Origin of the sequence: Brevundimonas sanguinis (assembly GCF_029636725.1) — a bacterium.
Classification (GTDB): Bacteria; Pseudomonadota; Alphaproteobacteria; order Caulobacterales; family Caulobacteraceae; genus Brevundimonas; species Brevundimonas sanguinis.
Map to the genome: position 1 here is coordinate 192,263 of NZ_CP116770.1, position 23,270 is coordinate 215,532.

Below are 23,270 nucleotides of genomic sequence, written 5' to 3' on the forward strand. Positions count from 1 at the left end.
GCGATCGGCGCCGGATTCGTCCGCCTGGGCGCCGAGATTTCATCCCATGCTGTGGGCAGGAGCGCCTGTCCAAATTCGGCGCCCGTAGATTCACCCACAACGGCGCCCAGAGGCAAACCCGAGTCCCGCGGGTGTTTCACGGCTTATCCCCATGACTCACACCCCCGCGGGCGACGGCGCGGAATCTTTCGCCTCGAAACGGGGACAAGACGGAGTCCGACCGGGACGGTCCAGGGTTATCCCCGCGCTCCCCGGCCCTGCTTCCAACCACTAATTCTTTCAATTCTTAAATCTGAATAGGGATTGAGGCTTGGGGGTGTGCATCCTAAAGCCCAAGACATGAGCACGCCCCTTTTGATCAAGGCTCTCCAGGGCCAAACCCTTTCCCGCCCGCCCGTGTGGTTCATGCGTCAAGCTGGGCGCTACCTGCCGGAGTACCGGGCTTTGCGAGCCCAGGCGCCGGACTTCATCGCCTTCTGCCTGAATCCGGAGATGGCGGCCGAAGCGACCCTGCAGCCGATGCGTCGTTTCGGCTTCGACGCCGCCATCGTTTTCGCCGATATCCTGCTGATCCCCGGCGCCCTGGGGCAGAAGGTGTGGTTCGAGGCGGGGGAAGGGCCGCGTCTGGGCGCCTTGCCGTCAGTGCAGTCGATGGCCGATAAGGCTCAGCAGGCTGGAGAGGCCCTCAAGGCCGTGGGCCAGACGCTCAGCCTGGTGCGCGCGGAACTGGAGCCTGAACGCGCCCTGATCGGCTTTGCGGGCGCGCCGTGGACCGTAGCCACCTATATGCTGGACGGCGAGCACCGGACGATGGGCAAGGGCGAGCGCGGTCTGGCGCGGACCTACGCCTATACCCAGCCCGAGATCGTCTACGGCCTGCTGGACGTGCTGGTGGAGTCCACCGCCCACTATCTGAAGATGCAGCAGGACGCCGGCGCCCAGGTGCTGAAGATCTTCGAGAGCTGGGCCGAGGGCCTGCCCGACGATCTGTTCGAAAGCCTGGTGCTGAAACCGCATCAGAAGCTGGTCGCCCGCGCCCGCGAACTGGGCGTCACCGTGCCCCTTATCGGCTTCCCGAGGGGCTCTGCGGCCCTGGCTGAACGCTATGCGCGCGAATGCGAGGTGCAGGGTGTGGCGCTGGACACCGCCTGTCCGCTGGAAGTCGGCCAGCGCGTGCAGAAGATCAAACCCATCCAGGGCGCGCTGGACCCTCTGCTGCTGCGCGCAGGCGGCGAGGCGTTGGACCGCCGCGTCGATCAGCTGATGGAGGCCTGGGGCCAGGGGCCGTGGATCTTCAACCTCGGCCACGGCATTCTGCCGGACGTCCCGATCGCCCATGTCGAGCAGGTGCTGAAACGGATCGGCGCCCAATGAGCCGGACCGCCACGAACGACGAGGGACGACCCAACCGGCGCGTGGCGGTCGTTCTGACCAATCTGGGCGGTCCTGATCGCCCAGAAGCGGTCAAACCCTTCCTGTTCAACCTGTTCAACGATCCGGCCATCATCGGCCTGCCGGAGATCGTGCGCACGCCGCTCGCCCGGTTGATCTCCAGCCGCCGCGAGACCTCGGCCCAGGCCAACTACGCCTTGATGGGCGGCGGCTCGCCCCTGCTGCCCGAGACGCAGAAACAGGCGGAGGCCCTGTCGCGCGCCCTGGCGGACGCTTCGCCGGGCGACGACAGCCGGGTCTTCATCGCCATGCGATACTGGCATCCCCTGACCGAAGAGACAGCGGCGGCGGTCAAGGCCTTCCAGCCCGATCAGATCGTTCTTCTGCCCCTGTATCCGCAGTTCTCGACCACCACGACGGCCTCGTCGCTGAAGAAGTGGACCGAGTGCTACGACGGACCGGGCGAGACCCACGTCGTCTGCTGCTATCCCGACGCGGACGGCCTGATCGAAGCCCAGGTCCGCCTGATCCGGCAGACGCTGGACAAGGCTGAAGGGAAGCCGGTGCGGGTGCTGTTCTCGGCCCACGGCATCCCCGAGAAACTGGTCACCGCGGGCGATCCCTATCAGGCTCAGGTCGAGGCGACCGTGGCCGCTGTGGTCGAGCGGATGGGCCTGAGCGACTGGGCCATCTGCTACCAGAGCCGGGTCGGCCCGCTGAAATGGCTGGGCCCCGCCACGCCGGACGCCATCGAACAGGCGGCCAGAGACGGCGTGGGCGCGCTGGTCGTGCCGATCGCCTTCGTCTCGGAGCATATCGAGACCCTGGTCGAGCTGGATATGGAATACGGCGAACTGGCCCATAAGGTCGGTTGCGCCCCTTATTTGCGCGCGCCGACGGTCAGCGCCGACCCGGTTTTCATCACCGCCCTGACTGATGCGGTCGGTCGGGCGCTGGAGACGCCGGGAACGGCCCCGCAGGGGGCCTCAAGGGGTGGACCATGCGCCCACTTGAAAGCCTGCCCGTCCGGCTGTTCAAAGGGCTCCAGGGCGGCCTGAGGGGAGCGACATGGACTATTACAACCTGGCCCGCGGGCTTCACATTCTCGCGGTGATCGCCTGGATGGCGGGAATGCTCTTCCTGCCGCGCCTGTTCGCCTATGACGCCGAGCAGAACGCCAAGCCTGAACCCCTGCGCGGCGAGATGCAGGCCCTGCTGCGCGTGTGGCAGACGCGGCTGCTGCGCATCATCATCAATCCGGCCATGATTCTGGCCTTCATCTTCGGGGGCTGGCTGCTGTGGCTACGCAGCGGCGACGGCGCCGACTGGTCTTTCGCGCATCAGCCGTGGATGGTGACCAAGCTGATCGGCGTCTTCCTGCTGGCCAGTTGGCACGGCTTTCTGGCGGGGCAGCGCAAGAAGATCGCGGCGGGTACTTCCAAATACTCCGGTCGTTTCTGGCGCATGACCAATGAGATTCCCTTCGTTCTGGCCATCATCATGGTGCTGTCGGTGACGATGGAGTGGAGTTTCTGAGAGCCCTGACGCGAGCGACGCGGTCGCGCGTTGCTTGAGGGCCTTGACCCGCATGGGTCTTTCGTGGTTCCGCTTCGGTGAACCGTGCGGCCGATCCGTGCAGCGCGGTCCCTCTCTTTTCGCGACGCCTGCCGGTTTGAGCCTGCGGGAGCCCGTCGCCCTCCCTCCCAGCCCCTGCGGCTGAAGCCATTACGACCTTTCTGCTCCTGGCCGCCCCTTGGCGTCCGGGCGCGCGAACGAGCACGCCATCATGACCGATACGCCTGAGACGCCGGAAACCGAAGTCACTGAAAATGCAGTGGAAACGCCTGTTGAGCGGCCGCGTCGCACCCTGAGCCTGGGCGGCAGCCGCACGGCGGCGCCGGTCGAGGAGGTAGAGCCCGAAATCGCCGTTCACGCTGTTTCCGACGATGACGACCACGGCGTCGACACCACGGCGGAGGATGACGACGAGGACGATGACGGCGAACCCATCGTTCCCAACGGCCGCATCACGCTTCAGGAACTGAACGAGAAGACGCCGGAAGACCTGGTCGCCTTCGCCGAGGGTCTGGACATCGAGAACGCCGGCAACCTGCGCAAGCAGGACCTGCTGTTCGCCATCCTGAAGACCCTGGCCGACGAAGAGGTCGAGATCATCGCCTCGGGCGTGCTGGAGATTCTGCCGGACGGCTTCGGCTTCCTGCGCAGCCCCGACGCCAACTATCTGCCGGGCCCGGACGACGTCTATGTCTCGCCGTCGCAGATCCGCCGCTTCGGCCTGCGTTCAGGCGACACGGTGCACGGCGCCGTGCGCGGCCCGCGCGAGGGCGAACGCTACTTCGCCCTGCTGAAGGTCGATACGATCAACTTCGAAGATCCGGAGATGGTCAAGACCAAGGTCCTGTTCGACAACCTGACGCCGCTCTATCCCGAAGAGCGCCTGCACATGGAAATCCAAGACCCGACGCTGAAAGACCGCTCGGGCCGGGTCATCGACATCGTCGCTCCGCTGGGCAAGGGCCAGCGCTGCCTGATCGTCGCCCCGCCGCGCGTGGGTAAGACGGTGATGCTGCAGAACATCGCCAAGTCGATCGAGCGCAACCACCCCGAAGTCTTCCTGATCGTCCTGCTGATCGACGAACGCCCGGAAGAAGTCACCGACATGCAGCGCACTGTGAAGGGCGAGGTCGTCGCCTCGACCTTTGACGAGCCCGCCTCGCGCCACGTCGCTGTGGCCGAAATGGTGATCGAAAAGGCCAAACGCCTGGTCGAGCACAAGAAGGATGTGGTGATCCTGCTGGACTCCATCACCCGTCTGGGCCGCGCCTACAACGCCACGGTCCCGTCGTCGGGCAAGGTGCTGACCGGCGGCGTCGACGCCAACGCCCTGCAGCGGCCCAAGCGCTTCTTCGGCGCCGCGCGCAACGTGGAGCAGGGCGGCTCGCTGACCATCATCGCCACGGCCCTGATCGACACCGGCAGCCGTATGGACGAGGTGATCTTCGAAGAGTTCAAGGGCACCGGCAACTCGGAAATCGTCCTGGACCGCAAGGTCGCCGACAAGCGCATCTTCCCGGCCATCGACGTGCTTAAGTCCGGCACCCGCAAAGAAGACCTCATCACGCCGAAGGACCAGCTGGCCAAGACCTATGTCCTGCGCCGCATCCTCAACCCGATGGGCCCGCAGGACGCGATCGAATTCCTGCTCGACAAGCTGCGCCAGTCCAAGAACAACGGCGACTTCTTCCAGTCCATGAACACCTGATACTGGCCCTAGCGCCGCCCGCGCGGCGGGCGGCTGCTTGAGGGCCTGTTTCACGTGAAACAGGAGCGCGGGTCATGAAGCTGAACATTGAGATCGACTGCACTCCGGCCGAGGCTCGCGCCTTTCTGGGCCTTCCCGACGTGACGCCGCTCAACGACCATTTGGTCGCGGAAATGCAGAAGCGCATGGACGCCAACATGGCCGCCATGCAGCCGGACGAATTGATGAAGACCTGGACCAGCTTCGGCGTTCAGGCCCAGGACCAGTTCCGCCGCCTGATGGAAGCCGCCGTCACGGGCGCGCCCAAGCCGTGAGGCTCCTGTTCCCCTCCTTACGAAGTGGGGAGGTGGATCGGCGGCGCAGCCGACGAGACGGAGGGGCCGTTCCCTTCCGCGCTGGCCCCTCCACCACTTCGTGGTCCCCCTCCCCATGGAATGGGGAGGAGAAGGTATGATCGACACCATCTTCGCCCTCGCCACGCCGCCGGGCCGCGGCGCCGTCGCCATCCTGCGCCTCTCCGGCCCTGGCACGGAGGCGGCCCTGTCAGCGCTGGGGGCAGGGGGGCTGACCCCGCGTCTGGCCTCGGTGCGCAGCCTGCGCCACGACGGCCGTCTGATCGACGAGGCCCTCATCCTGCGCTTCGTCGCCCCGCGCTCCTATACCGGCGAGGACTCGGCCGAGCTGCACCTGCACGGCGGCCGCGCCGTCGTCGAGGCGGCCAGCACCGCCCTGATCGCGCTCGGCCTGCGTCCCGCCGATCCGGGCGAGTTCACCCGTCGCGCTTTTCAGAACGGCCGCATGGATCTGGCCCAGGCTGAGGCGGTCGCTGACCTCATCGACGCTGAAACGCAAGCCCAGAAATCTCAGGCCCTGGGCCAGCTCGACGGCGCCCTGTCGGCCGCCTACGCCGGATTTCGCCGCGACCTGTTGAAGGCCCTGTCGCTGGTCGAGGCCGAGATCGACTTCCCGGACGAGGAAGTGCCTGACAATCTGGCGCGCACGGCCGGGCCGGTGCTGGACGCTCTGTCGACCGATCTTCGCGCGGCCCTGGCCGATTCCGATCGCGGGCGGCGGGTGCGCGAGGGCTATCGCATCGTCCTGATCGGCGAGACCAATGCGGGCAAGTCGTCCCTGTTCAACGCCCTGGTCGCGCGCGAAGCGGCCATCGTCACCCCCATCGCTGGAACGACGCGCGACGTGCTGGACGCCGACATCATGATCGGCGGTTACGCCGTCACCCTGTCCGACACGGCCGGTCTGCGCGACAGCGACGATCCGGTCGAGGCCGAGGGCATCCGCCGCGCCCGTGCGCGCGCTGAGGGCGCCGACCTGCGCCTGTGGGTCCGCTCGCCCTCCACCGAAGGCGCCGAGGACCCGGCCGCCGCCTTCCTGCGCCCCTCCGATCTTCAGGTGCTGAACAAGGCCGATCTGGGCGCCGTGGCGCCGGCGCCGGACCTCGAAGCCCTGAGCGTCAGCACGGCGACCGGGCAGGGGCTGGCCGAACTGCATCAGTGGATCGCCGCCCGGCTGGCGCGCGACCTGTCCGGCGCCGATTTCCCGGCCGTCACGCGTGAACGCCATAGACGTCGCCTGGCCGAGGCTTTGGCTGCCGTCGAGGAGGGCCGCCGGGCGCTCGATCTGGCGCCGGAAATGGCCGGCGACGACCTGCGCCGCGCCGCTGACGCCTTGGCTCGGGTCACCGGCGCCATCGGCGTCGAGGACATCCTGGGCGAGGTCTTCTCCTCCTTCTGCATCGGCAAATAGGCCCGGCTTTCGCCTGTTTCACGTGAAACAACGGTTCCTCAGCCGGTGGCGATTTCGGTCCAGATGGACTATGTGAACGCCATGAGTTCGAGCTGCGATCACACCTTCGACGTCGTCGTCATCGGCGGCGGCCACGCCGGTTGCGAGGCTGCGACGGCCGCTGCCCGCGCGGGCGCCCGCACCCTGCTTCTGACCCAGAAGCTGGAGACCATCGGCGAGATGAGCTGCAACCCGGCGATCGGCGGCCTGGGCAAGGGCCATCTGGTGCGCGAGATCGACGCCCTGGACGGCCTCATGGGCCGTCTGGCCGACGTGTCGGGCATTCAATTTCGCATGTTGAACCAGTCCAAGGGCGCCGCCGTGCGCGGCCCGCGCAGCCAGATCGACCGGCGCCTGTACCGTGAGGCTATGCAGGCCGAACTGGCGGACTATCCCAACCTGACCTTGATGGCGGGCACGGCCGAGGGGCTGACCCTGAACGGCGACCGGGTGGTCGGCGTCACGACCGGGGCGGGGGAGACCATCCGCGCCGGCGCTGTGGTGCTGACGACTGGCACCTTCCTCAACGGCGTCATCCATCGCGGCGATTTGCGCATTCCGGCCGGCCGTTATGGCGAGGATCCCTCGACGGGCCTGGCCGGCGACCTGCACGCCGCGGAGCTGATGATGGGCCGGCTGAAGACCGGCACGCCCGCGCGACTGGACGGCCGCACCATCGCCTGGGAGCGGCTGGAGATGCAGGCGGCGGACGACCAGCCCGTGCCCTTCAGCTTCCTGACCGACCGCATCGAGGTGCCCCAGATCGCCTGCGGCGTGACCCACACGACCGAAGAGACGCACCGCATCATCGCTGATAACCTCGGCGAAAGCGCGGTCTATGGGGGCCGGCTGTCCGGGCGCGGCCCACGCTACTGCCCCTCGATCGAGGACAAGGTGGTGCGCTTCGCCGACAAGACCAGCCACCAGGTGTTCCTGGAACCGGAAGGTCTGGATGATCCCAGCGTCTATCCGAACGGCATCTCGACCTCGGTGTCCGACGCGACTCAGCTGGCCTTCCTCCACACCATGCCGGGTCTGGAGCAGGTCGAGGTGTTCCGCTTCGGCTACGCCATCGAGTACGACTATGTCGATCCGCGTGAGCTGACCCCGGCGCTGGAGGTCAAGAAGCGGCCTGGCCTGTATCTGGCCGGCCAGATCAACGGTACAACCGGCTATGAGGAGGCAGGCGCACAAGGGCTTATCGCCGGCCTGAACGCCGCCCGCGCCGCCGCCGGTTCTGATCCGCTGATCCTCGGCCGAGATCAGGCCTATATCGGCGTGATGATCGACGACCTGGTGACGCGCGGCGTGACCGAGCCCTATCGCATGTTCACCAGCCGGGCCGAGTATCGTCTGACCCTGCGCGCCGACAACGCCGATCAGCGGCTGACGCCGATCGGAATGGAAGCGGGTATCGTCGGCGCAGAGCGGGCGAAGATTTGGCAGGAGAAGGCGGACCTTCTGGACGCAGCCAATCGTGTTTCACGTGAAACGCTGTTCACGCCCAAGGAAGCGGGGGCGCTGGGCATCACGGTCAACGCCGATGGTCAGCGTCGCTCGATCCGTGACCTGCTGGCCTTCCCGAACGTGACGCTGGATCACTTCACTGCGATCCACCCCGAAATCGCCGACTGGTCCACCGCAGTTCGCGAGCAGGTCGAGATCGACGCCGTCTATGCCGGCTATCTCGACCGTCAGGCCCAGGACGCCGAGGCGCTGCGACGGGAGGAGGGGCTCGCCCTGCCGCGCGACCTTGACTATGCCGCCATCGGCGCTCTGTCGAATGAGGTGCGCGAGAAGCTGGCTATGATCCGTCCCCTGACGCTGGGGCAGGCCGGCCGGATCGAAGGCATGACGCCGGGCGCGCTGACGGCGCTTCTGGCTCACGTGAAGAAGGTGAAGGACGTGGACGCAGATCTCGCGGCGGTCGTCGCCTGATGTCCGACGCTATCGACGCCTTTCGGGCCCAGACCGGGGCCAGCGACGCCAACATCGCCGACCTGACGACCTTCCTGGCCATGCTGACCGAGGCGAACGAAGTCATGAACCTGGTCGGTCCGGACACCCTTCCGGACTTTTGGAACCGCCACGCCTGGGACAGCGCCCAGCTTCTGGATCTGGCGCCAGAGGCGAAGAGCTGGGCCGATCTGGGCGCCGGGGCGGGCTTTCCGGGCGTGGTCCTGGCGATCTTGCTGAGGGGCAGGCCAGGCGCCCACGTCTGGCTGGTCGACAGCCTCGGCAAGCGCTGCCGTTTCCTGCAAACCATTGTCGACGCCTTGGAATTGCCCGCCACCGTGGTCAACGGCCGGGCCGAGGAGCAGGCGATCACGGTTGATATCGTCACGGCGCGGGCTGTGGCGGCGATGGAGAAGCTGTTGGGTTATGCACAGCCCTACTTCCAACGCGGTGCAAAAGGCCTGTTCCTCAAGGGAGAGAAGGCCGAGGCTGAGTTGAAAGAGGCCCGTCGGGTCTGGCAGTTTGAAGCCGAGCTCGCTGTCTCGCGCAGCGATCCGCGCGGCCGCATCGTTTCACTGAGGGGTCTTCGCCGTGTCCGTTGAGTCCGTTAAGCCGTCCTCGGTTCATCGCACCCGCGTTCTGGCGGTTTCCAACCAGAAGGGCGGCGTAGGCAAGACCACGACCGCCATCAATCTCGGCACGGCGCTGGCCGCGATCGGCGAGAAGGTGCTGATCGTGGACATGGACCCCCAGGGCAATGCCTCGACCGGCCTGGGTGTTCCACGTGAAACACGGCGGGTGACCATTTACGACGTTATCGTCGACGGTCGCCCCGTCGACGAGGCGGCGATCGAAACAGCCGTGCCTGGCCTGTTCATCGTCACCGCCGACCCGGACATGTCGGGCGTCGAGATCGAGCTCAGCCAGTCGGATCGCCGCTCCTATCGGCTACGCGACGCCCTGGCGAAGCAGGGCGGCAACGGTCATTCCCGGTATGACTATGTCCTGATTGACTGCCCGCCGTCCCTGAACCTGCTGACGTTGAATGCGATGGCCGCGGCCGACGCCGTTCTGGTGCCGCTGCAGTGCGAATTCTTCGCCCTGGAGGGTCTGACCCAGCTGATGCGGACCATCGAGATGGTGCGTCAGAGCCTGAACCCGGCGCTGGAGATTCAGGGCCTAGTCCTGACCATGTATGATCGCCGCAACGCCCTGTCGGGCCAGGTGGCGGCTGATGTGCGCGCCCACTTCGGCGACAAGGTCTATGACAGCGTCATTCCCCGGAACGTGCGGGTGTCCGAGGCGCCGTCGTTCGGCAAGCCGGCCTTGATCTACGATCTGAAATGCGCGGGCAGTCAGGCCTATCTGAAGCTGGCGCGTGAACTGGTCGCGCGCGAGCGCCAACGTCGTCAGGCCATCGCGGCCTGATCAACCTGATAAGTAAACGGAAACAGCATCTTGTCCGAACGTCAGCGTGGTCTGGGCCGGGGTCTCTCGGCGCTTTTGGGTGAAAACGCGCAGGAAGCGGTCGCCGTCGATGCGGCCGGCCCGGCGCCCGCGGGCGTGCAGCGCGCGCCCATCGAGGCGCTGAAGCCCAATCCCGATCAGCCGCGCAAGATCTTCGCCAAGACCGATCTGGACGAACTGACGGCCTCGATCCGCGACAAGGGCGTGCTGCAACCGATCCTCGTGCGGTCGCAGCCGGGCGAAGCGGGCGTGTGGCAGATCATCGCCGGCGAACGCCGCTGGCGCGCCGCCCAGGCCGCCCGCCTGACCCAGGTGCCGATCGTCGTGCGCGAGATGGACGACATCGAGGTGCTGGAAGTCGGCGTGATCGAAAACGTCCAGCGCGCCGACCTGAACCCCATGGAAGAGGCCAACGCCTACGCCGTGTTGATGGAGCGTTTCGGCCGCACCCAGGACGCGCTGGCGGGCGTGGTGGGCAAGAGCCGCAGCCACGTGGCCAACACCCTGCGCCTGCTGCAACTGCCCGAGTCGGTGCGCGAGCATGTGGTGCGCGGCGAGCTGTCGGCCGGCCACGCGCGCGCCCTGATCACCGCCCCGAACGCCGAACAGCTGGCGGCGGAGGTCATCGCCAAGGGCCTGAACGTGCGCCAGACCGAGGCCCTGGCTCGTCGTGCGGCCGACGGCCCGAAGACGCCCAAGGTCCGAGCCGCGCCGAACGGGGAGGGCGCCGCCGACATCGCCGCCCTGGAGCAGGATCTGTCCGACGCCCTGGGCCTGGAGGTTTCGCTGGCCGACAAGGGCGGCAAGGGCGAGATCACCGTCAAATACGGCACTCTGGAGCAGTTGGACGACCTGTGCCGCCGCCTGATGCGCGGCTAAGAGGCTCTTTCCGGCGCTGTTCGTGTTAGGGTGGCGCCATGACTGAGAAAACTGAAAAACCGAGCGCCGCAGATGCGCTGAAACGCGCCCTGGCGGCCAAGCAGGCGACGAGCCGCAATACGGGCGCCTTCGGCGGGGCGGCCGGCGCCGCCACGACCGAGAAATCCATGCAGCGCCAGTCTGTGGCGCAGAACAAGCCGGCCTTCCGGCGCGCATCGAAGCGCGGCTGACGCGGCGTCTCCTCCCCACCTTGTGGGGAGGCGGATCGACGCCGAAGGCGACGAGACGGAGGGGCCGCTTGGGTCCGCCGGAGAAGCCCCTCCACCGCTACGCGGTCCCCCTCCCCATTGCATGGGGAGGAAAGCCTAGCCCTCAAGCAGCGCGAAGCGCGTTAGGGCGACGCTTAAAGCCCCATGCGCTTGGCGCGGGCGGCGATTTCCAGCAGCAGGCGTTCGGCGATCAGGGCCTCGGGCATGCCCGTGGTCTTGGTCATGACGTCGGCGGTGTTGACGCTGTCCTGCACCTCGTCGAGCAGTTCGAGGCGCCAGCCGCGCGCCTGGCGCAGCAGTTCGGCCTCCTGTTTCCAGAAGACGCCGGCGGCCTTGGCGGCCTCCTTGGCGCCGGCGCCGTTGGCCTGCAGGATATTGATCCGGCGCAGCTTTCCGAGATGAAGCGAGGCCATGCGCACGGCCATGACGGCGCTTTCGCCCTCGGCCAGGGCGCGGCGCAGGCCCGCCTGCGCAGGGCCGGGGCGGCCGCCGAACGCCTGTAGGGCGGCGTCGGACAGGGAGGCGTCGGGTTCAACCCCGAGGTGGGCGTCCATTTCCTCCACGTCGATGGTGCGGCCGGAGCCGGGGCCGATGTAGAGGATCAGCCGTTCGATCTCCTGGCGCATCAGGCCGCGTTCGCGGGGCAGGCGGGCGACGAAGCGATCCAGCGCGTCCGAGGTCAGGCCCACCTTGTCGGCGCCGAGGGCCTCGCGCGTCATGCGGGCGACGTCGCCGACCTCGTCCTCATAACAGGCGATGGCGACCGCGCCCTGGGCCTTTTCGGCGGCCTTGCGCAGGGCGGATTCGCGGCCTAGCGCCCCGGCCTCGATCACCAGCATGGCGTCGGGATTGTAGGCCCCCTCGGCGTGGGCGCTCAGGGCGGCGGCCACGGCCTTGTCGACGCCGCCCTTGGCGTCGCCCATGCGCACCCGCACCAGACGCCGCCCGCCGATCATGCTCAGCGCCGTCAGCGCCTCTTCCAGCCGAACCGGGTCGCCGTCGATATCGGCTTCGGTCAGCAGGGTGACGTTGAACGGGTCGTTCAGATCCGGCGTGATCGTCTTGCACAGCGTCAGGGCGCGTTCGGTCACGCCCGAGCGGTCCTTGCCGTGGATGACGGCGGCGCGAACGCCGGCGTCCGGCGCCTTCAGAAAGCGGTCGACGTCAGGCCGCCGGGACAGGATCATGCGCCGGCCTTCAACGCCCCGCCAGGACGCGCATCATGTCCAGGCGGATCAGTCGGGCCAGGTCGGCGGCGGCGCGGTCCTCGCCGTCCTGCTGGGCGGCGATGGCGGCGTAGGGCTGGTCGGCGGCGGCGTAGGTGATGGTGGTGGTCTGCACGCCCTTGAGGGTTTCGCCGCCCGCGACGGGGGTCAGGGACCAGGCGGCCCTGACGGTCAGTTCATAGCGGCTGGCGGTGTCGTCGATGCGGCGGCCCAGCGGGCGGCGCTTGTGCTCGACGTCGGTGGCCAGGCGATAGAGCGGCGCCTGGGCGCCGTCGCGTCCGAAGGCGTCCTCCAGCTGTTCGCGCAGGCGATAGCCCAGCCGGTCGTCGGGCGTCGTTACGGCGATGCGCGACAGGGCGCCGCTGACCCCCGCTTCGCCATACAGGGGCGTAAAGCCGCAGCCGGACAGCAGAACCGTCCCGGCCAGCGCCAGCAGGAGACGACGCCCGCTGCGCATCAGCCGGCCACCAGATTGACGATACGGTCAGGCACGACGACCACCTTGCGGATGCTGAGGTTGTTGGCGGCAAGGTAGGCCTGAACCGTCGGATTGGCGAGAGCGGCGGCCTCGACCGTCGCATTGTCCGAACCGCGCGGCAGGACGACCTCGCCGCGACGCTTGCCGCCGATCTGGACGGGCAGGGTGACCTGGTCGTCGGCGGCCAGGGCCGGGTCATAGACGGGCCAGGGCGCGTCCAGAACCATTCCGGCCTCGCCCAACTGGGTCCAGCATTCCTCGGCCAGGTGCGGGGTGAAGGGCGCCATCAGCCGCGCCAGGGCGGACAGGGCGGTCTTCTTCGCCTCGGCGCCCGCCTTGTCGTGCTGGCGGATGGTGGCCAGGAAGGCGTAGAGCTTGGCCACGGCCGAGTTGAAGCGGAAGTGCTCGACGCCCTCGCTGACGGCCTTGATGGCCTTGTGCGTCTCGCGGATCAGGGCGGCGTCCACATCGGCGTTGGCCGGAGCGGCGGCGTCGTATGAGGCGTATTCGCCCCAGACGCGCTGCACGAAGCGGGCGGCGCCCTCGACCCCGCCGGTCGACCACTGGATGTCACGCTCGGGCGGGCTGTCGGACAGGATGAACAGGCGGCCGGCGTCCACGCCATAGGCGGCGATGATGTCCTGGGGCGCGACCACGTTCTTCTTGGACTTGGACATCTTTTCGATGTCGCCGATCGTCACGGCGGCGCCGGTCGACAGGCGGGTGGCCACGCGTTTGCCGTCCACGGTTTCGATGCGGACGTCCGAAGGCTCGACCCAGCGCGGCTTGCCGCTGTCCTCATGGCCGTCGAAATAGGTCTCGTGGACCACCATCCCTTGGGTGAACAGCCCAGCGAACGGCTCCTTTACGTCCATCAGGCCGGCGTCCGACAGGGCGCGGGTGATGAAGCGGGCGTAGAGCAGGTGCAGGACCGCGTGCTCGACGCCGCCGATGTATTGATCGACGGGCAGCCATTTGGCGGCGGCGGCCTTGTTGATCGGCTCGGCCGCCTTGGGATCGGCGAAGCGGGCGAAATACCAGCTGGAGTCCACGAAGGTGTCCAGCGTGTCGGTCTCGCGCCGGGCGGCGGCGCCGCATGACGGGCAGTCGACATGCTTCCAGGTCGGGTGACGGTCCAGCGGGTTGCCGGGCACGTCGAAGGTGACGTCCTTGGGCAGTTCGACCGGCAGCTGGTCGGCCGGGACCGGCACGACGCCGCAGGCCTCGCAGTGGATGACCGGGATGGGGCAGCCCCAGTAGCGCTGGCGGCTGACGCCCCAGTCGCGCAGGCGATAGATGGTCGCGCCCTGGCCCATTCCGGCGGCCTCGATCCGGCGGATGGCCTCGGCCTTGGCGGCCTCGATGTCCAGGCCGTTCAGGAAGTCGGAATGGAAGATGACGCCCGGGCCGGTATAGGCCTCGTCGGCCACGGCGAAGTCGTCGCCCGCGCCTTCGGGGCGGACGACCGGGATCACCGGCAGGTCGTATTTGCGGGCGAAGTCCAGGTCGCGCTGGTCATGCGCCGGACACGCGAAGATGGCGCCGGTGCCGTAGTCGGACAGGATGAAGTTGGCGATCCACACCGAGATCTCGGCCCCGGTGAAGGGGTGGATCACCTTCAGCCCCGTGTCCCAGCCGATCTTCTCGGCCTGTTCGATGTCGGCCTGGCTGGCGCCGCCCTTGCGGCATTCGGCGACGAAGGCGGCGACCTTGGGGTCGGCCTCGGCCAGTTGCTTCGAGATCGGATGATCGGGGGCCAGACCCATGAAGCTGGCGCCGAACAGGGTGTCGGGGCGGGTGGTGTAGATCTCCAGTCCGTCATCGAAACCAGCCGGGGCGGCGCCCGCCCAGGCCCACTTCATCTGCAGACCCTTGGACCGGCCGATCCAGTTCTCCTGCATCAGACGGACCTTTTCAGGCCAGCGCCCTTCCAGCTCGCACAGGCCGTCGATCAGATCGTCCGCATACTGAGTGATGCGCAGGAACCACTGGTTCAGCTTGCGCTTCTCGACCACGGCGCCCGAGCGCCAGCCGCGGCCGTCGATGACCTGCTCATTGGCCAGGACGGTGTTGTCGACCGGGTCCCAGTTGACGACGCCGTCCTTGCGATAGACCAGGCCGCGCTTGAACAGCTCCAGGAACCAGGCCTGCTGCTTGCCATAGTATTCGGGGTCGCAGGTGGCGAACTCGCGCGACCAGTCCAGCGACAGGCCCAGAAGCTTGAGTTGGTCGCGCATCGTGGCGATGTTGGACCAGGTCCAGTCGCCAGGGTGGACGCCGCGCTCCATGGCCGCGTTCTCGGCCGGCATGCCGAAAGCGTCCCAGCCCATCGGGTGCAGCACGTCGAAGCCCTGCGCCCGCTTCCAGCGCGCCACGACGTCGCCCATGACGTAGTTGCGGGCGTGGCCCATGTGGATGTTGCCCGACGGATAGGGGAACATCTCCAGCACATAGTATTTCGGACGGCCGGTGTCGGCGTTGGACACCGAGAAGGCGTCGGCCTCGGCCCATCGGGCCTGCTGGCGGGGTTCGGCTGTCTTGGGCTCGTAGCGGGCCACGGCGTATCCTGAGGTCTCGCCTCAGGCGCGAAGCTTGAGGCGGCCCTGAGGTCTGCGTTGAACGGCGAAGGGGGGGAGAGGCGGCGCCTTAGCGACGGGCCGCGTTGGCGAGGTTGAGCTGGCGCGCCTTGGTCAGGATGGCGTTCTCCAGATCGGTTTCGGTCTGGGCCGCGACCGGGGCCGAAACCCAGCCGCCCGAGGCGTCCTTGACTTCCTTGGTCACGGCGACGTTCAGGGCGTCGGCGCGTAGGCGGCGGTCCAGGATGAAGACGGTCGCCTTGAAACGCTCGTTCGGTGTCTGCGGATTGACGTACCAGTCATAGTTCACCACCCCGCCCCAAGGGTCGGCGCTGGCCAGCGGCATGAAGGAAAGGGTGTCCAGGGTGGCGCGCCACAGATAGGCGTTCACGCCGATGCCCAGCTGGGCTTCCATGCTGGGCGTCTTGGCCTTGGAGCCGCCGCCGACGAAGGGCAGGCTAGAGCAGCCGCCGAGCAGCAGTCCCGAGGCGATCAGGGCGACCGCAGCGCCGCGAACAAGAGCCATTCCATAGTCTCCGTAAAGGGGTGGACGACGTACACCGGGCGCTTCCGAAAGGCCCCCGAGGGGCGATCATCGAAAGAGACCGCGCGCGCACGCGCCGCAGCGACGCTCTATAACACGCTCAAAAGGGGCTATGACAAGGCGAACCGGCGTTCCTGGCCGCCAATATCGACGGCAAAAGGCCGGAACGGCGTGACGCAGGCGCCACAGGGGCCGCCGGAGTCGCCCCGAACCGTGATCGCGGGGCTTCCATGCGTTGACCCCGGGGCGCGAGTCCATATCTTATCCCCAGGTCGGATGGTTCCGGCTCGTCAATAACGGATCGACGGCTCAAGTCGGTCTTCTTGGGTAGGTGGAATGCGTTTCGTCGCCGTCATCGCTGCATGCGCGGGCGCCCTGGCCTTGGCCGGGATGGCGGACGACGCCTCGGCGCAGACGCGCGCCCGCACGCCTTCCGTCAATCTCAGCGATATCGCCGCCCAGTCCTCGACCACGCCTGCGACCCCGGCCCAGCGCCGCGGCCTGCGCTTCAACGAGAACGGCCGCTGGGGCCTGAACTTCAACCTGAACCAGCCGGTCGGCCGCGAAGCCGACTGGGGCGATGTCGAGGCCGGGGCCTATTACCGCCTCAGCCCGCGCCTGCGCGTCGGCGCCGCCGCCAACCTGGCCTCGCCTGAAGTCGACCCGGCCCGCGCGCCCGAAAGCGCCGCCGACCGCCGCGCCGCGCCGCGCGTGCGGCTCGAGACCATCTTCAAGTTCTAAGCCCTAACCGGCGAAAGCCGTCTGGATCGCCTCTACGCCCGCCAGGCCGGATGCCCCCGACGCCGCCAATAGCGGCGCATTGAGCGCCGTGATCCCGCCCAGAGCGTAGACCGGGCAGAGGGCCAGGGCGGCAAGGGCTGAAAATCCCTCTACGCTCAGGGGCGCTTTGACTGAAGAAGCGCCGCCCGCCGGAAAGACCGGCGACAGCACAAGGGCGTGCAGATCGCGCGCCCCCCGCACCGCTGCCGGGGAATGGGCCGCCCCGGTCAGCAGCCAGTCCGGCCGTCGTCCCGACAGGGACCAGGCGGCCGACAGCGCCCGCTCGGGCAGGTGCACGCCGTCCGCCTCGATCTGCTCTGCCAGGTCGGCGTCCAGTCCCACCAGCAGCTGAACCCCCGCCCTGTGCGTCGCCTCGCGCAGGCGCCGTCCGGTCTCTAGTCGATCCGCGGCGCCGAAGTGACGGAAGACCACGCCTGCGCCGGCAGGCAGGCGGGCGGCCGTCTCCCACGGACGGGGCGTGCGCGCCGGGTCGGTGAAGAACAGCAGGGGGGGCAGGGGGCGGCCGCCCTGCGGCGCCGTGCGCGCCAGGGCGCAGGCGGCGTCCCACAGGCTTTGCGCTTCTTCGGACAGGGTGTCAGACAGGGGCATCATGACCGTCCCTAATCCCGCCGCCGCCGTTTCGTCCATCGCTGACCGCTTCGCCCAGGTGCGGGGCCGCATCGCCGAGGCGGCCAAGGCGGCCGGCCGCGACCCGGCCTCGGTGGTGCTGACCGCCGTGTCCAAGACCCAGGGGCCCGAGGCGCTGGAGGCGGCGCTGGACGCCGGCCAGCGCGTGTTCGGCGAGAACCGGGTGCAGGAGGCGCAAGGCCACTGGGCGGCCCGTCGCGCCGCCCTGCCGGATCTGGAACTGCGCCTGATCGGCCCTTTGCAGACCAATAAGGCGCTGGAAGCGGTTGAACTGTTCGACGTCATCGAGACGCTGGACCGCGAACGGCTCGCCGCCGCTCTAGCGGCCGCCATGACGCGGGCCGGGCGGCGCCCCAGCGTGCTGGTTCAGGTCAACACCGGCGCCGAGCCGCAGAAGGCCGGGGTTCTGCCCGACGACGCCGACGCCCTGATCGCCGTCGCCCGCGACCGATACGGCCTGAAGGTCGAGGGGCTGATGTGCATTCCCCCTGTTGATGAAGACCCCACGCCGCATTTCGCCCTGCTGGCCGCGATCGCGGCGCGCAACGGCCTGGGCGTGCTGTCGATGGGCATGAGCGGCGATTATCCTGCAGCCATCGCGGCGGGCGCGACCCATGTTCGGGTCGGTTCGGCCCTGTTCGGGGAACGAAATAAAGCGCCGGCGCCCTCTTAGGACGCAATATCCTGTCCGGCGCCCTTGGCGTTCGGCTCAAGCCTCGCCATTCTAAAGAGACCATGCGCACGCCCAAGACCATTCTGATCATCGACGACGACGACGACCTGCGCGAGGCCTTGGCCGAGCAGCTGGCGCTTCACGAGGAATTCCGCCCGGCCCAGGCCGCGACGGCGACCGACGGCGTGCGTCAGGCCAAGGAGGCGCGCGCAGACCTCATCCTGCTGGACGTCGATCTGCCCGACATGGACGGCCGCGAGGCCTGTCGCCTGATCCGCAAGGCGGGGATCTCGACCCCGGTCATCATGCTGACGGCGCAGTCGTCGGACTCCGACGCCATTCTGGGCCTCGACTCCGGCGCCAACGACTACGTCACCAAGCCCTTCCGGTTCGCCGTCCTGCTGGCGCGCATCCGCGCCCATCTGCGCAGCCACGAACAGTCCGAGGACGCCGTCTTCCAGGTCGGCCCCTATGAGTTCCGTCCGGCCTCCAAGCTGATGGTGGACGACAAGGGCAAGAAGGTCCGGCTGACGGAAAAGGAAACCAACATCCTGAAGTACCTCTATCGCGCCGGGGCCAAGCCGGTGTCGCGCGAAGAGCTGCTGACCGAGGTGTGGGGCTACAACGCCGGGGTCACCACCCACACGCTGGAAACCCACATCTACCGCCTGCGTCAGAAAATCGAGGCCGAGCCGGGTCAGGCGCGGCTGCTGTTGACCGACGCCGGCGGCTACCGCCTCCAGCCCTGATCTGCCCATGAGCGAGCGTCGCCCGACCCCGCCGCTGGTGGCGCTTCGGGCGTTCGACGCGGCGGCCCGCCACGGCAGCTTCCGTGAGGCCGCCGAGGAGCTGGGGGTCACCCCCGGCGCCGTCAGCCGCCATGTGAAGGCGCTGGAGATGCGGCTGGGCCTGCGCCTGTTCGACCGCTTCAACCGGTCGGTGCGGCTGACCGCCGACGGCGTGCGCCTGGCTCAGGGCGTCGCCGACGCCTTCGAGCGGCTCGAAAGCGCCTTGGACGCCGTGCGGCCCGGCCGTTCGCGCCAGTTGCGGATCAGCGCCCTGCCGTCGCTGGCCAGCAAATGGCTTTCGCCGCGTCTGCATCGGTTCAGCGAAGACAATCCCGACCTCGACCTGATCGTCTTCGCCGAGGACCGCATCGCCGACCTGTCCAACGGCGAGGCGGACGTAGCGCTGCGCTATGGCGAAGGCCCTTATCCGGGCAAGGTGGCGCGGCGGCTGGTCAATGAGCGCCTGATCCCGGTCTGCGCCCCGTCCTTCGCGGCCGCGCGGCGGTTGAACCAGCCGTCCGATCTGCTGGACGTGGTGCTGATTCACGAGACCTGGCACGACATGCCCTATGCGAACCGACTGGGCTGGAAGGCCTGGTTCGAAAGCGCCGGGGTCGAGGATCCGCGCGTGAACCATCTGCGCGGCCCCCACTTCAGCCACAGCCACCTGGCGCTGGAGGCCGCCCTGTCGGGGCGGGGCGTGGCCCTGACCTCGGCGCCTCTGGCGGCGGACGAGCTCCGCGAAGGGCGGTTGATCCAGCCGGTCGACCACGCCCTGACCAATGATCTGGCCTATTGGGCCGTGGTCCTGCCCGAACGCGCCGATGAGCCGAAGCTGCGCCGCTTCCTCAACTGGATCGTGGCGGAATCGAGGCCAGATCGGGACGCAGAGCCGGATCAGGTGAGTTAAGCTCACGCGATGCAGCCGAACCGTGGTTTGTCGTTCGCGGTCGCGCTTCCTATCTTGAGGCCGTTCGGATCTCCCCCGCCGAAAGGAACTCAATCATGAAACTCGTGCATCCCCGCGCTTCGGGCTTCTCGTTCGAAGGCGTCGTCGTCTTCACCGGCAGCGTCACCCTGATCCTGCTGGGCGTCCTGGCCGGCGCCGCCCTTTTGGGCGCTGCCTGACATCAGCTCAACGCGGGCGCCATTCGCTGAGAAGGGCGCCCGTGGCTCCATCCTCGAAGGCCAGCCGGTCCAGCCGCAGGGCGGCGACGCAGACCGGACGGCTTTCGGCGTCCTTCTGGACGCAGTGGACGGCCTTTCCGTCCGCAAAGGCGGTCAGCCGCCCCTCCAGCCGCAGCGCATAGCCGCCCGGCGCCGGCGTCGGAGCGACGCCCTTGTCTCCCCGAATGACGTGGACATAGGCCTGGCCCTGGCGGCGGCCCAGGCGCGAGCCGTCCGTCTCGAACACAGCGGCCAGCCCTGAGGTGCGTTCCGTCTGAACGGACGGCTGAGCCGCAGGCGAAACGACACCGTCGGCCTCGGACCTGCTTTCTGCTTCAGCGTCTTGCGCTGGCTGGCGCGCCGTCGGCGCGGTCTCGCCGGGGCGACAGGTTTCCAGCCCGCTCCAGGGACGGGCGATCCAGAAGCCTTCGACCGCTTCCCAGGCACTGGGAGGCGCCGCGTCGTCCGCGCCCGCGGTGACGACCAGGCCGGACGTGGCGAGATCCTCGGGCAGAACTCTCAGCATCAGGCTGCCGTCGTCGCCGCGCACCAGCGCCGGCAGGCCCGGCTGCGTCCGTTCGGCCGGTGCTGCGCCCTCGCATCCGAAAGGAAGGCGCACCGATACGGTCCGTCCGCTCAGGGCCGCGTCGCGGACGCGGCCGTCGGCCGTGGCGGTTCTCGCTTCGGTCAGGGCGGCCAGCAGGGCGGCGCGGTTCAGGGTTGAGTCCAGCACGACCGTGGGCGGGGCAGGCGCCGGAGCTTCGGGCGCGGCGGGCTCGGACGGCTTCTGGCACGACGCCAGAAGGGGCAGGGCGGCCGCTAGGGCGATCGGCGCGGCGAGACGGGTCGTTGTGATCGACATGGAAGCAGCCTAACACGGGAATGACGGATTGGCGCCCCGGCCCGCGAACGGGTCCGGCGTCTGGCGGAACAGGGGCTCTTGCGCGGGTGACGCTGGACCAGATTATCGCTCTTGTCGTCCTGGTCGTCGTGGTCGGGGTGATGATTCATGGACGTCTGCGCTCCGATGTGGTGGCGCTCAGCGGCGCGGCGGCGCTGCTGCTGTTCGGCGTGGTGCGCCCGGTCGAGGTTCAGGGCGCCTTCGCCAGCCCGGCCATTATGGCCCTGGCGGGGCTGTTCGTCATCGCCTACGCCATGGAGTTGTCGGGCCTGCTGGCCTGGCTGATCCGCAAGGCCAAGGGCATGACCCGCCTGTTCGGGCGACACGCCGTGTGGATCGTGATCGGCCTGTGCGGGGCGGTCGGCGGTTTTCTCAACAACACGCCGGTGGTGGTGCTGGCGGCGCCGGTGGTCCGCGACATGGCCCTGTCGCTGGGCCTGTCGCCCAAGCGATTCCTGATGCCGCTCAGCTATGCGGTGATCATGGGGGGGCTGCTGACCCTGATAGGCACCTCGACCAATCTGCTGGTCAGCGACATGGCCCGCAATACGGGTCAGCCGGTCTTCTCCCTGTTTGAAATCACGGGCGTGGGTCTGTGCATCGCCACGGTCGGCGGCCTTTATCTGTATTTCATCGGCTCGCGCGTGCTGGAGAAGACCGCCGCGCGCGATGAGGCCGAAATGGCGGCGCGCCGGGAAGCCGAGGAGGCCGGTAAGGGCAAGCGCAGCCTGCTGTCGTCCTTCCGTCTGCCGTGGCTGATGGAGCAGCGCGCCAGCCCCGGCGGGTCGGGCGATGCGGTGCTGGGCAATGTCGATCTGTATGAAAAAGGCGCTGAGCGGCCGCTGGAGCTGAAACGCGCCCTGGCGTCTCTGGCCGTTTTCGCCGCCGTGGTCGTGGCCTCGGCCTTTGGCCTAGCGCCCATTGCGGCGGCGGCTTTCGCCGGGGCGGTGGCCCTGATCCTGATGCGGGTGATCACCGCCGAGGAGGCCTATGCCGGGCTGAGGCCTGAAATCCTGTTGCTGGTCGCGGGCATGGTGGTCATCGGCTCGTCGCTGGAGGTGACGGGCCTGGCCCAGGCGGGCGCCGACGCCCTGATCGACGTGATCCGCCCCTATGGGCCGTGGGCGGCGCTGTTCGTATTTTACGGGGTGACGCTGTTCGCGACGGACATCCTGTCGAACGCCACGGTGGCGGTGCTGTTCTCGCCGATAGCCGTAGCCATAGCGGCGGCGCTGGGCGTGGATGCGCGACCGTTTCTGGTGGCGGTGATGATGGCGGCCTCGGCCGCCTTCGCCACGCCCTTCAGCTATCAGACGAACGTGCTCGTCTATCAGATGGGCAATTACAGCTACATGGACTTCGTGAAGGTCGGCCTGCCGCTGAACCTGATCACCTGGGCCACGGGCATGGCGGCGATCCCGATCTTCTTCCCGTTCTGAGGCGGCCTTAGATGTCCAGGTCCATCACGACCGGGGCGTGGTCGCTGGGCCGCTCCCATTCGCGCACCGTGTCGAGGATGCGGGCGCTGCCCTTGACCACGGCCGGAGTCAGGCCCGGCGAGGTCCATAGGTGATCGAGGCGCAGGCCCCGGTTTGACTTGCGGAAATCCTTGGCGCGATAGCTCCACCAGCTGGCCAGCTTAACCGGGTCTGGGATCTGATCGCGTAGAACGTCGGTGAAACCGCCCGCGTCCTGAAGCCGGTACAGGGTCTCGACCTCGCCGGGGGTGTGGCTGACCACCTTGGACATGAAGCGGTGGTTCCAGACGTCGTTCTCGCCCGGCGCGATGTTGAAGTCTCCGGCCAGGACCAGAGGCCGCTGGCGATCGCGGGTCTTCATCTCGGCGGTCAGCCGTTCATAGAAGTCCATCTTGTGATCGAACTTGGGGTTCAGCGCCCGGTCCGGCAGATCCCCGCCCGCTGGAATGTAGAAGTTCTGCACCTCCACCCCTTCGACCACGGCGGAGACGCAGCGGGCGTGGCCCTCGCGGCAGACGTCCAGCTTCGGGCTGTCGACGATGGGCAGTCGGCTGGCGATGGCCACCCCGTGCCAGCCCTTCTGGCCGCCGATCCGCAGGTAGGGCAGGCCCATGTCGATGAAGGCCTGACGCGGAAACTGGTCCTCGGTGCATTTGATTTCCTGCAGGCACAGGACGTCCGGGGCGTGTTCGGCGACGAAACGGGCGACCTGATCGATGCGCAGGCGGACCGAGTTGATGTTCCAGGTGACGATGCGAAGGCTCATGACCGGGGGCCTTAGCAGGTCATGCCGCCGGGGTCTAAACGCCACGAAAAAAGCGCCCGGAACAGCGTCCGGGCGCATGAAGTTCGTCTCTCTCGCCGCCAGGCGGGGATGAATCCGTGGCGGGCGGGACGGCCGCCGCCGTCCTGTGCCCAAAGTGTCACGCCGAGAGAAAAAGGTCAAACTGTCACAAATTCGC

At 68.1% G+C, this 23,270-nt stretch carries 24 protein-coding genes; 17 read left to right on the forward strand and 7 right to left on the reverse strand.

From position 1 onward, the window contains the following. Positions 1–339 precede the first annotated feature (339 nt). From hemE to PIB44_RS00960, 11 genes are all read left to right on the forward strand, one after another. Entirely contained in the window at positions 340–1,374 is a 1,035-nt protein-coding gene (gene hemE / locus PIB44_RS00910) for a uroporphyrinogen decarboxylase (protein ID WP_278070118.1), read from the forward strand. Next, positions 1,371–2,450 carry a ferrochelatase gene (gene hemH / locus PIB44_RS00915; protein ID WP_318035482.1) on the forward strand — a complete coding sequence of 360 codons (1,080 nt, stop codon included), beginning with the start codon at positions 1,371–1,373 and terminating at the stop codon, positions 2,448–2,450. Before hemE ends, hemH begins: the two co-directional genes overlap by 4 nt. Before the next feature lie 10 nt (positions 2,451–2,460). Continuing rightward, positions 2,461–2,928, forward strand: a complete 468-nt coding sequence (locus PIB44_RS00920; RefSeq protein WP_278070119.1) for a CopD family protein — start codon at positions 2,461–2,463, stop codon at positions 2,926–2,928. Positions 2,929–3,178: 250 nt separating this feature from the next. Beyond that, entirely contained in the window at positions 3,179–4,675 is a 1,497-nt protein-coding gene (gene rho / locus PIB44_RS00925; protein WP_278070120.1) for a transcription termination factor Rho, read from the forward strand. A gap of 74 nt (positions 4,676–4,749) precedes the next feature. Continuing rightward, the gene (locus PIB44_RS00930) at positions 4,750–4,989 is read left to right on the forward strand and encodes a DUF6489 family protein (RefSeq protein WP_134581953.1); all 240 of its coding nucleotides are present in this window, start codon (positions 4,750–4,752) and stop codon (positions 4,987–4,989) included. 136 nt (positions 4,990–5,125) lie between these two features. Beyond that, positions 5,126–6,439, forward strand: a complete 1,314-nt coding sequence (mnmE, locus tag PIB44_RS00935; protein WP_278070121.1) for a tRNA uridine-5-carboxymethylaminomethyl(34) synthesis GTPase MnmE — start codon at positions 5,126–5,128, stop codon at positions 6,437–6,439. A gap of 63 nt (positions 6,440–6,502) precedes the next feature. Then, positions 6,503–8,416, forward strand: a complete 1,914-nt coding sequence (gene mnmG / locus PIB44_RS00940; protein WP_278071018.1) for a tRNA uridine-5-carboxymethylaminomethyl(34) synthesis enzyme MnmG — start codon at positions 6,503–6,505, stop codon at positions 8,414–8,416. Then, positions 8,416–9,036, forward strand: coding sequence for a 16S rRNA (guanine(527)-N(7))-methyltransferase RsmG (gene rsmG / locus PIB44_RS00945; protein WP_278070122.1), 621 nt, complete (start codon positions 8,416–8,418; stop codon positions 9,034–9,036). Before mnmG ends, rsmG begins: the two co-directional genes overlap by 1 nt. Next, a complete protein-coding gene (locus PIB44_RS00950; RefSeq protein WP_278070123.1) occupies positions 9,026–9,862 on the forward strand; it encodes a ParA family protein in 837 nt (278 codons plus the stop codon). Before rsmG ends, PIB44_RS00950 begins: the two co-directional genes overlap by 11 nt. 30 nt (positions 9,863–9,892) lie before the next feature. Further along, positions 9,893–10,780, forward strand: coding sequence for a ParB/RepB/Spo0J family partition protein (locus PIB44_RS00955; RefSeq protein ID WP_278070124.1), 888 nt, complete (start codon positions 9,893–9,895; stop codon positions 10,778–10,780). Between the two features lie 38 nt (positions 10,781–10,818). After that, a complete protein-coding gene (locus tag PIB44_RS00960) occupies positions 10,819–11,010 on the forward strand; it encodes a hypothetical protein (protein WP_025976435.1) in 192 nt (63 codons plus the stop codon). Positions 11,011–11,183: 173 nt separating this feature from the next. On the opposite strand, the gene holA is transcribed toward PIB44_RS00960, so the two are convergent. The 4 genes from holA to PIB44_RS00980 all read right to left on the reverse strand — a co-directional run bounded on the left by holA (position 11,184) and on the right by PIB44_RS00980 (position 15,855). Continuing rightward, positions 11,184–12,236 carry a DNA polymerase III subunit delta gene (holA, locus tag PIB44_RS00965; protein WP_278070125.1) on the reverse strand — a complete coding sequence of 351 codons (1,053 nt, stop codon included), beginning with the start codon at positions 12,234–12,236 and terminating at the stop codon, positions 11,184–11,186. 10 nt (positions 12,237–12,246) lie between these two features. After that, a complete protein-coding gene (gene lptE / locus PIB44_RS00970; RefSeq protein ID WP_029972332.1) occupies positions 12,247–12,732 on the reverse strand; it encodes an LPS assembly lipoprotein LptE in 486 nt (161 codons plus the stop codon). Next, on the reverse strand, positions 12,732–15,311 hold the full coding sequence (gene leuS / locus PIB44_RS00975) for a leucine--tRNA ligase (RefSeq protein WP_278070126.1): 2,580 nt from the start codon (positions 15,309–15,311) through the stop codon (positions 12,732–12,734). Before leuS ends, lptE begins: the two co-directional genes overlap by 1 nt. An 88-nt stretch (positions 15,312–15,399) precedes the next feature. Then, a complete protein-coding gene (locus PIB44_RS00980; protein WP_025976439.1) occupies positions 15,400–15,855 on the reverse strand; it encodes a DUF3576 domain-containing protein in 456 nt (151 codons plus the stop codon). A 354-nt stretch (positions 15,856–16,209) separates the two neighbouring features. Between PIB44_RS00980 and PIB44_RS00985 the strand changes: the two genes are divergently transcribed. Beyond that, positions 16,210–16,614 (forward strand): NtrZ family periplasmic regulatory protein, encoded by a 405-nt coding sequence (locus tag PIB44_RS00985; RefSeq protein WP_025976440.1) that lies wholly within the window; start codon positions 16,210–16,212, stop codon positions 16,612–16,614. Between the two features lie 3 nt (positions 16,615–16,617). Here the strand turns inward: PIB44_RS00985 and PIB44_RS00990 are convergent, their stop codons facing one another. Next, a complete protein-coding gene (locus PIB44_RS00990; protein ID WP_278070127.1) occupies positions 16,618–17,265 on the reverse strand; it encodes a thiamine phosphate synthase in 648 nt (215 codons plus the stop codon). On the opposite strand from PIB44_RS00990, the gene PIB44_RS00995 reads away from it, so the two are divergent. The 4 genes from PIB44_RS00995 (at position 17,264) to PIB44_RS01010 (ending at position 19,890) form a co-directional block, all read left to right on the forward strand. Then, complete coding sequence (locus tag PIB44_RS00995; RefSeq protein ID WP_278070128.1) at positions 17,264–17,974, forward strand: YggS family pyridoxal phosphate-dependent enzyme; 711 nt, start codon at positions 17,264–17,266, stop codon at positions 17,972–17,974. The two genes, PIB44_RS00990 and PIB44_RS00995, sit on opposite strands and share 2 nt — an antisense overlap. A gap of 62 nt (positions 17,975–18,036) precedes the next feature. After that, positions 18,037–18,723, forward strand: a complete 687-nt coding sequence (locus tag PIB44_RS01000) for a response regulator transcription factor (protein WP_003168277.1) — start codon at positions 18,037–18,039, stop codon at positions 18,721–18,723. Positions 18,724–18,730: 7 nt separating this feature from the next. Further along, the gene (gene gcvA, locus PIB44_RS01005) at positions 18,731–19,672 is read left to right on the forward strand and encodes a transcriptional regulator GcvA (RefSeq protein WP_278070129.1); all 942 of its coding nucleotides are present in this window, start codon (positions 18,731–18,733) and stop codon (positions 19,670–19,672) included. Positions 19,673–19,767: 95 nt separating this feature from the next. Further along, on the forward strand, positions 19,768–19,890 hold the full coding sequence (locus tag PIB44_RS01010; protein WP_003168275.1) for a hypothetical protein: 123 nt from the start codon (positions 19,768–19,770) through the stop codon (positions 19,888–19,890). Between the two features lie 7 nt (positions 19,891–19,897). Here the strand turns inward: PIB44_RS01010 and PIB44_RS01015 are convergent, their stop codons facing one another. After that, complete coding sequence (locus tag PIB44_RS01015) at positions 19,898–20,791, reverse strand: hypothetical protein (protein WP_025976444.1); 894 nt, start codon at positions 20,789–20,791, stop codon at positions 19,898–19,900. A gap of 86 nt (positions 20,792–20,877) precedes the next feature. Between PIB44_RS01015 and PIB44_RS01020 the strand changes: the two genes are divergently transcribed. Further along, the gene (locus tag PIB44_RS01020; protein ID WP_134581965.1) at positions 20,878–22,269 is read left to right on the forward strand and encodes an SLC13 family permease; all 1,392 of its coding nucleotides are present in this window, start codon (positions 20,878–20,880) and stop codon (positions 22,267–22,269) included. Between the two features lie 7 nt (positions 22,270–22,276). Here PIB44_RS01020 and xth read toward each other — a convergent pair whose 3' ends face one another. Continuing rightward, a complete protein-coding gene (gene xth, locus PIB44_RS01025; protein WP_278070130.1) occupies positions 22,277–23,074 on the reverse strand; it encodes an exodeoxyribonuclease III in 798 nt (265 codons plus the stop codon). Positions 23,075–23,270 lie beyond the last annotated feature (196 nt).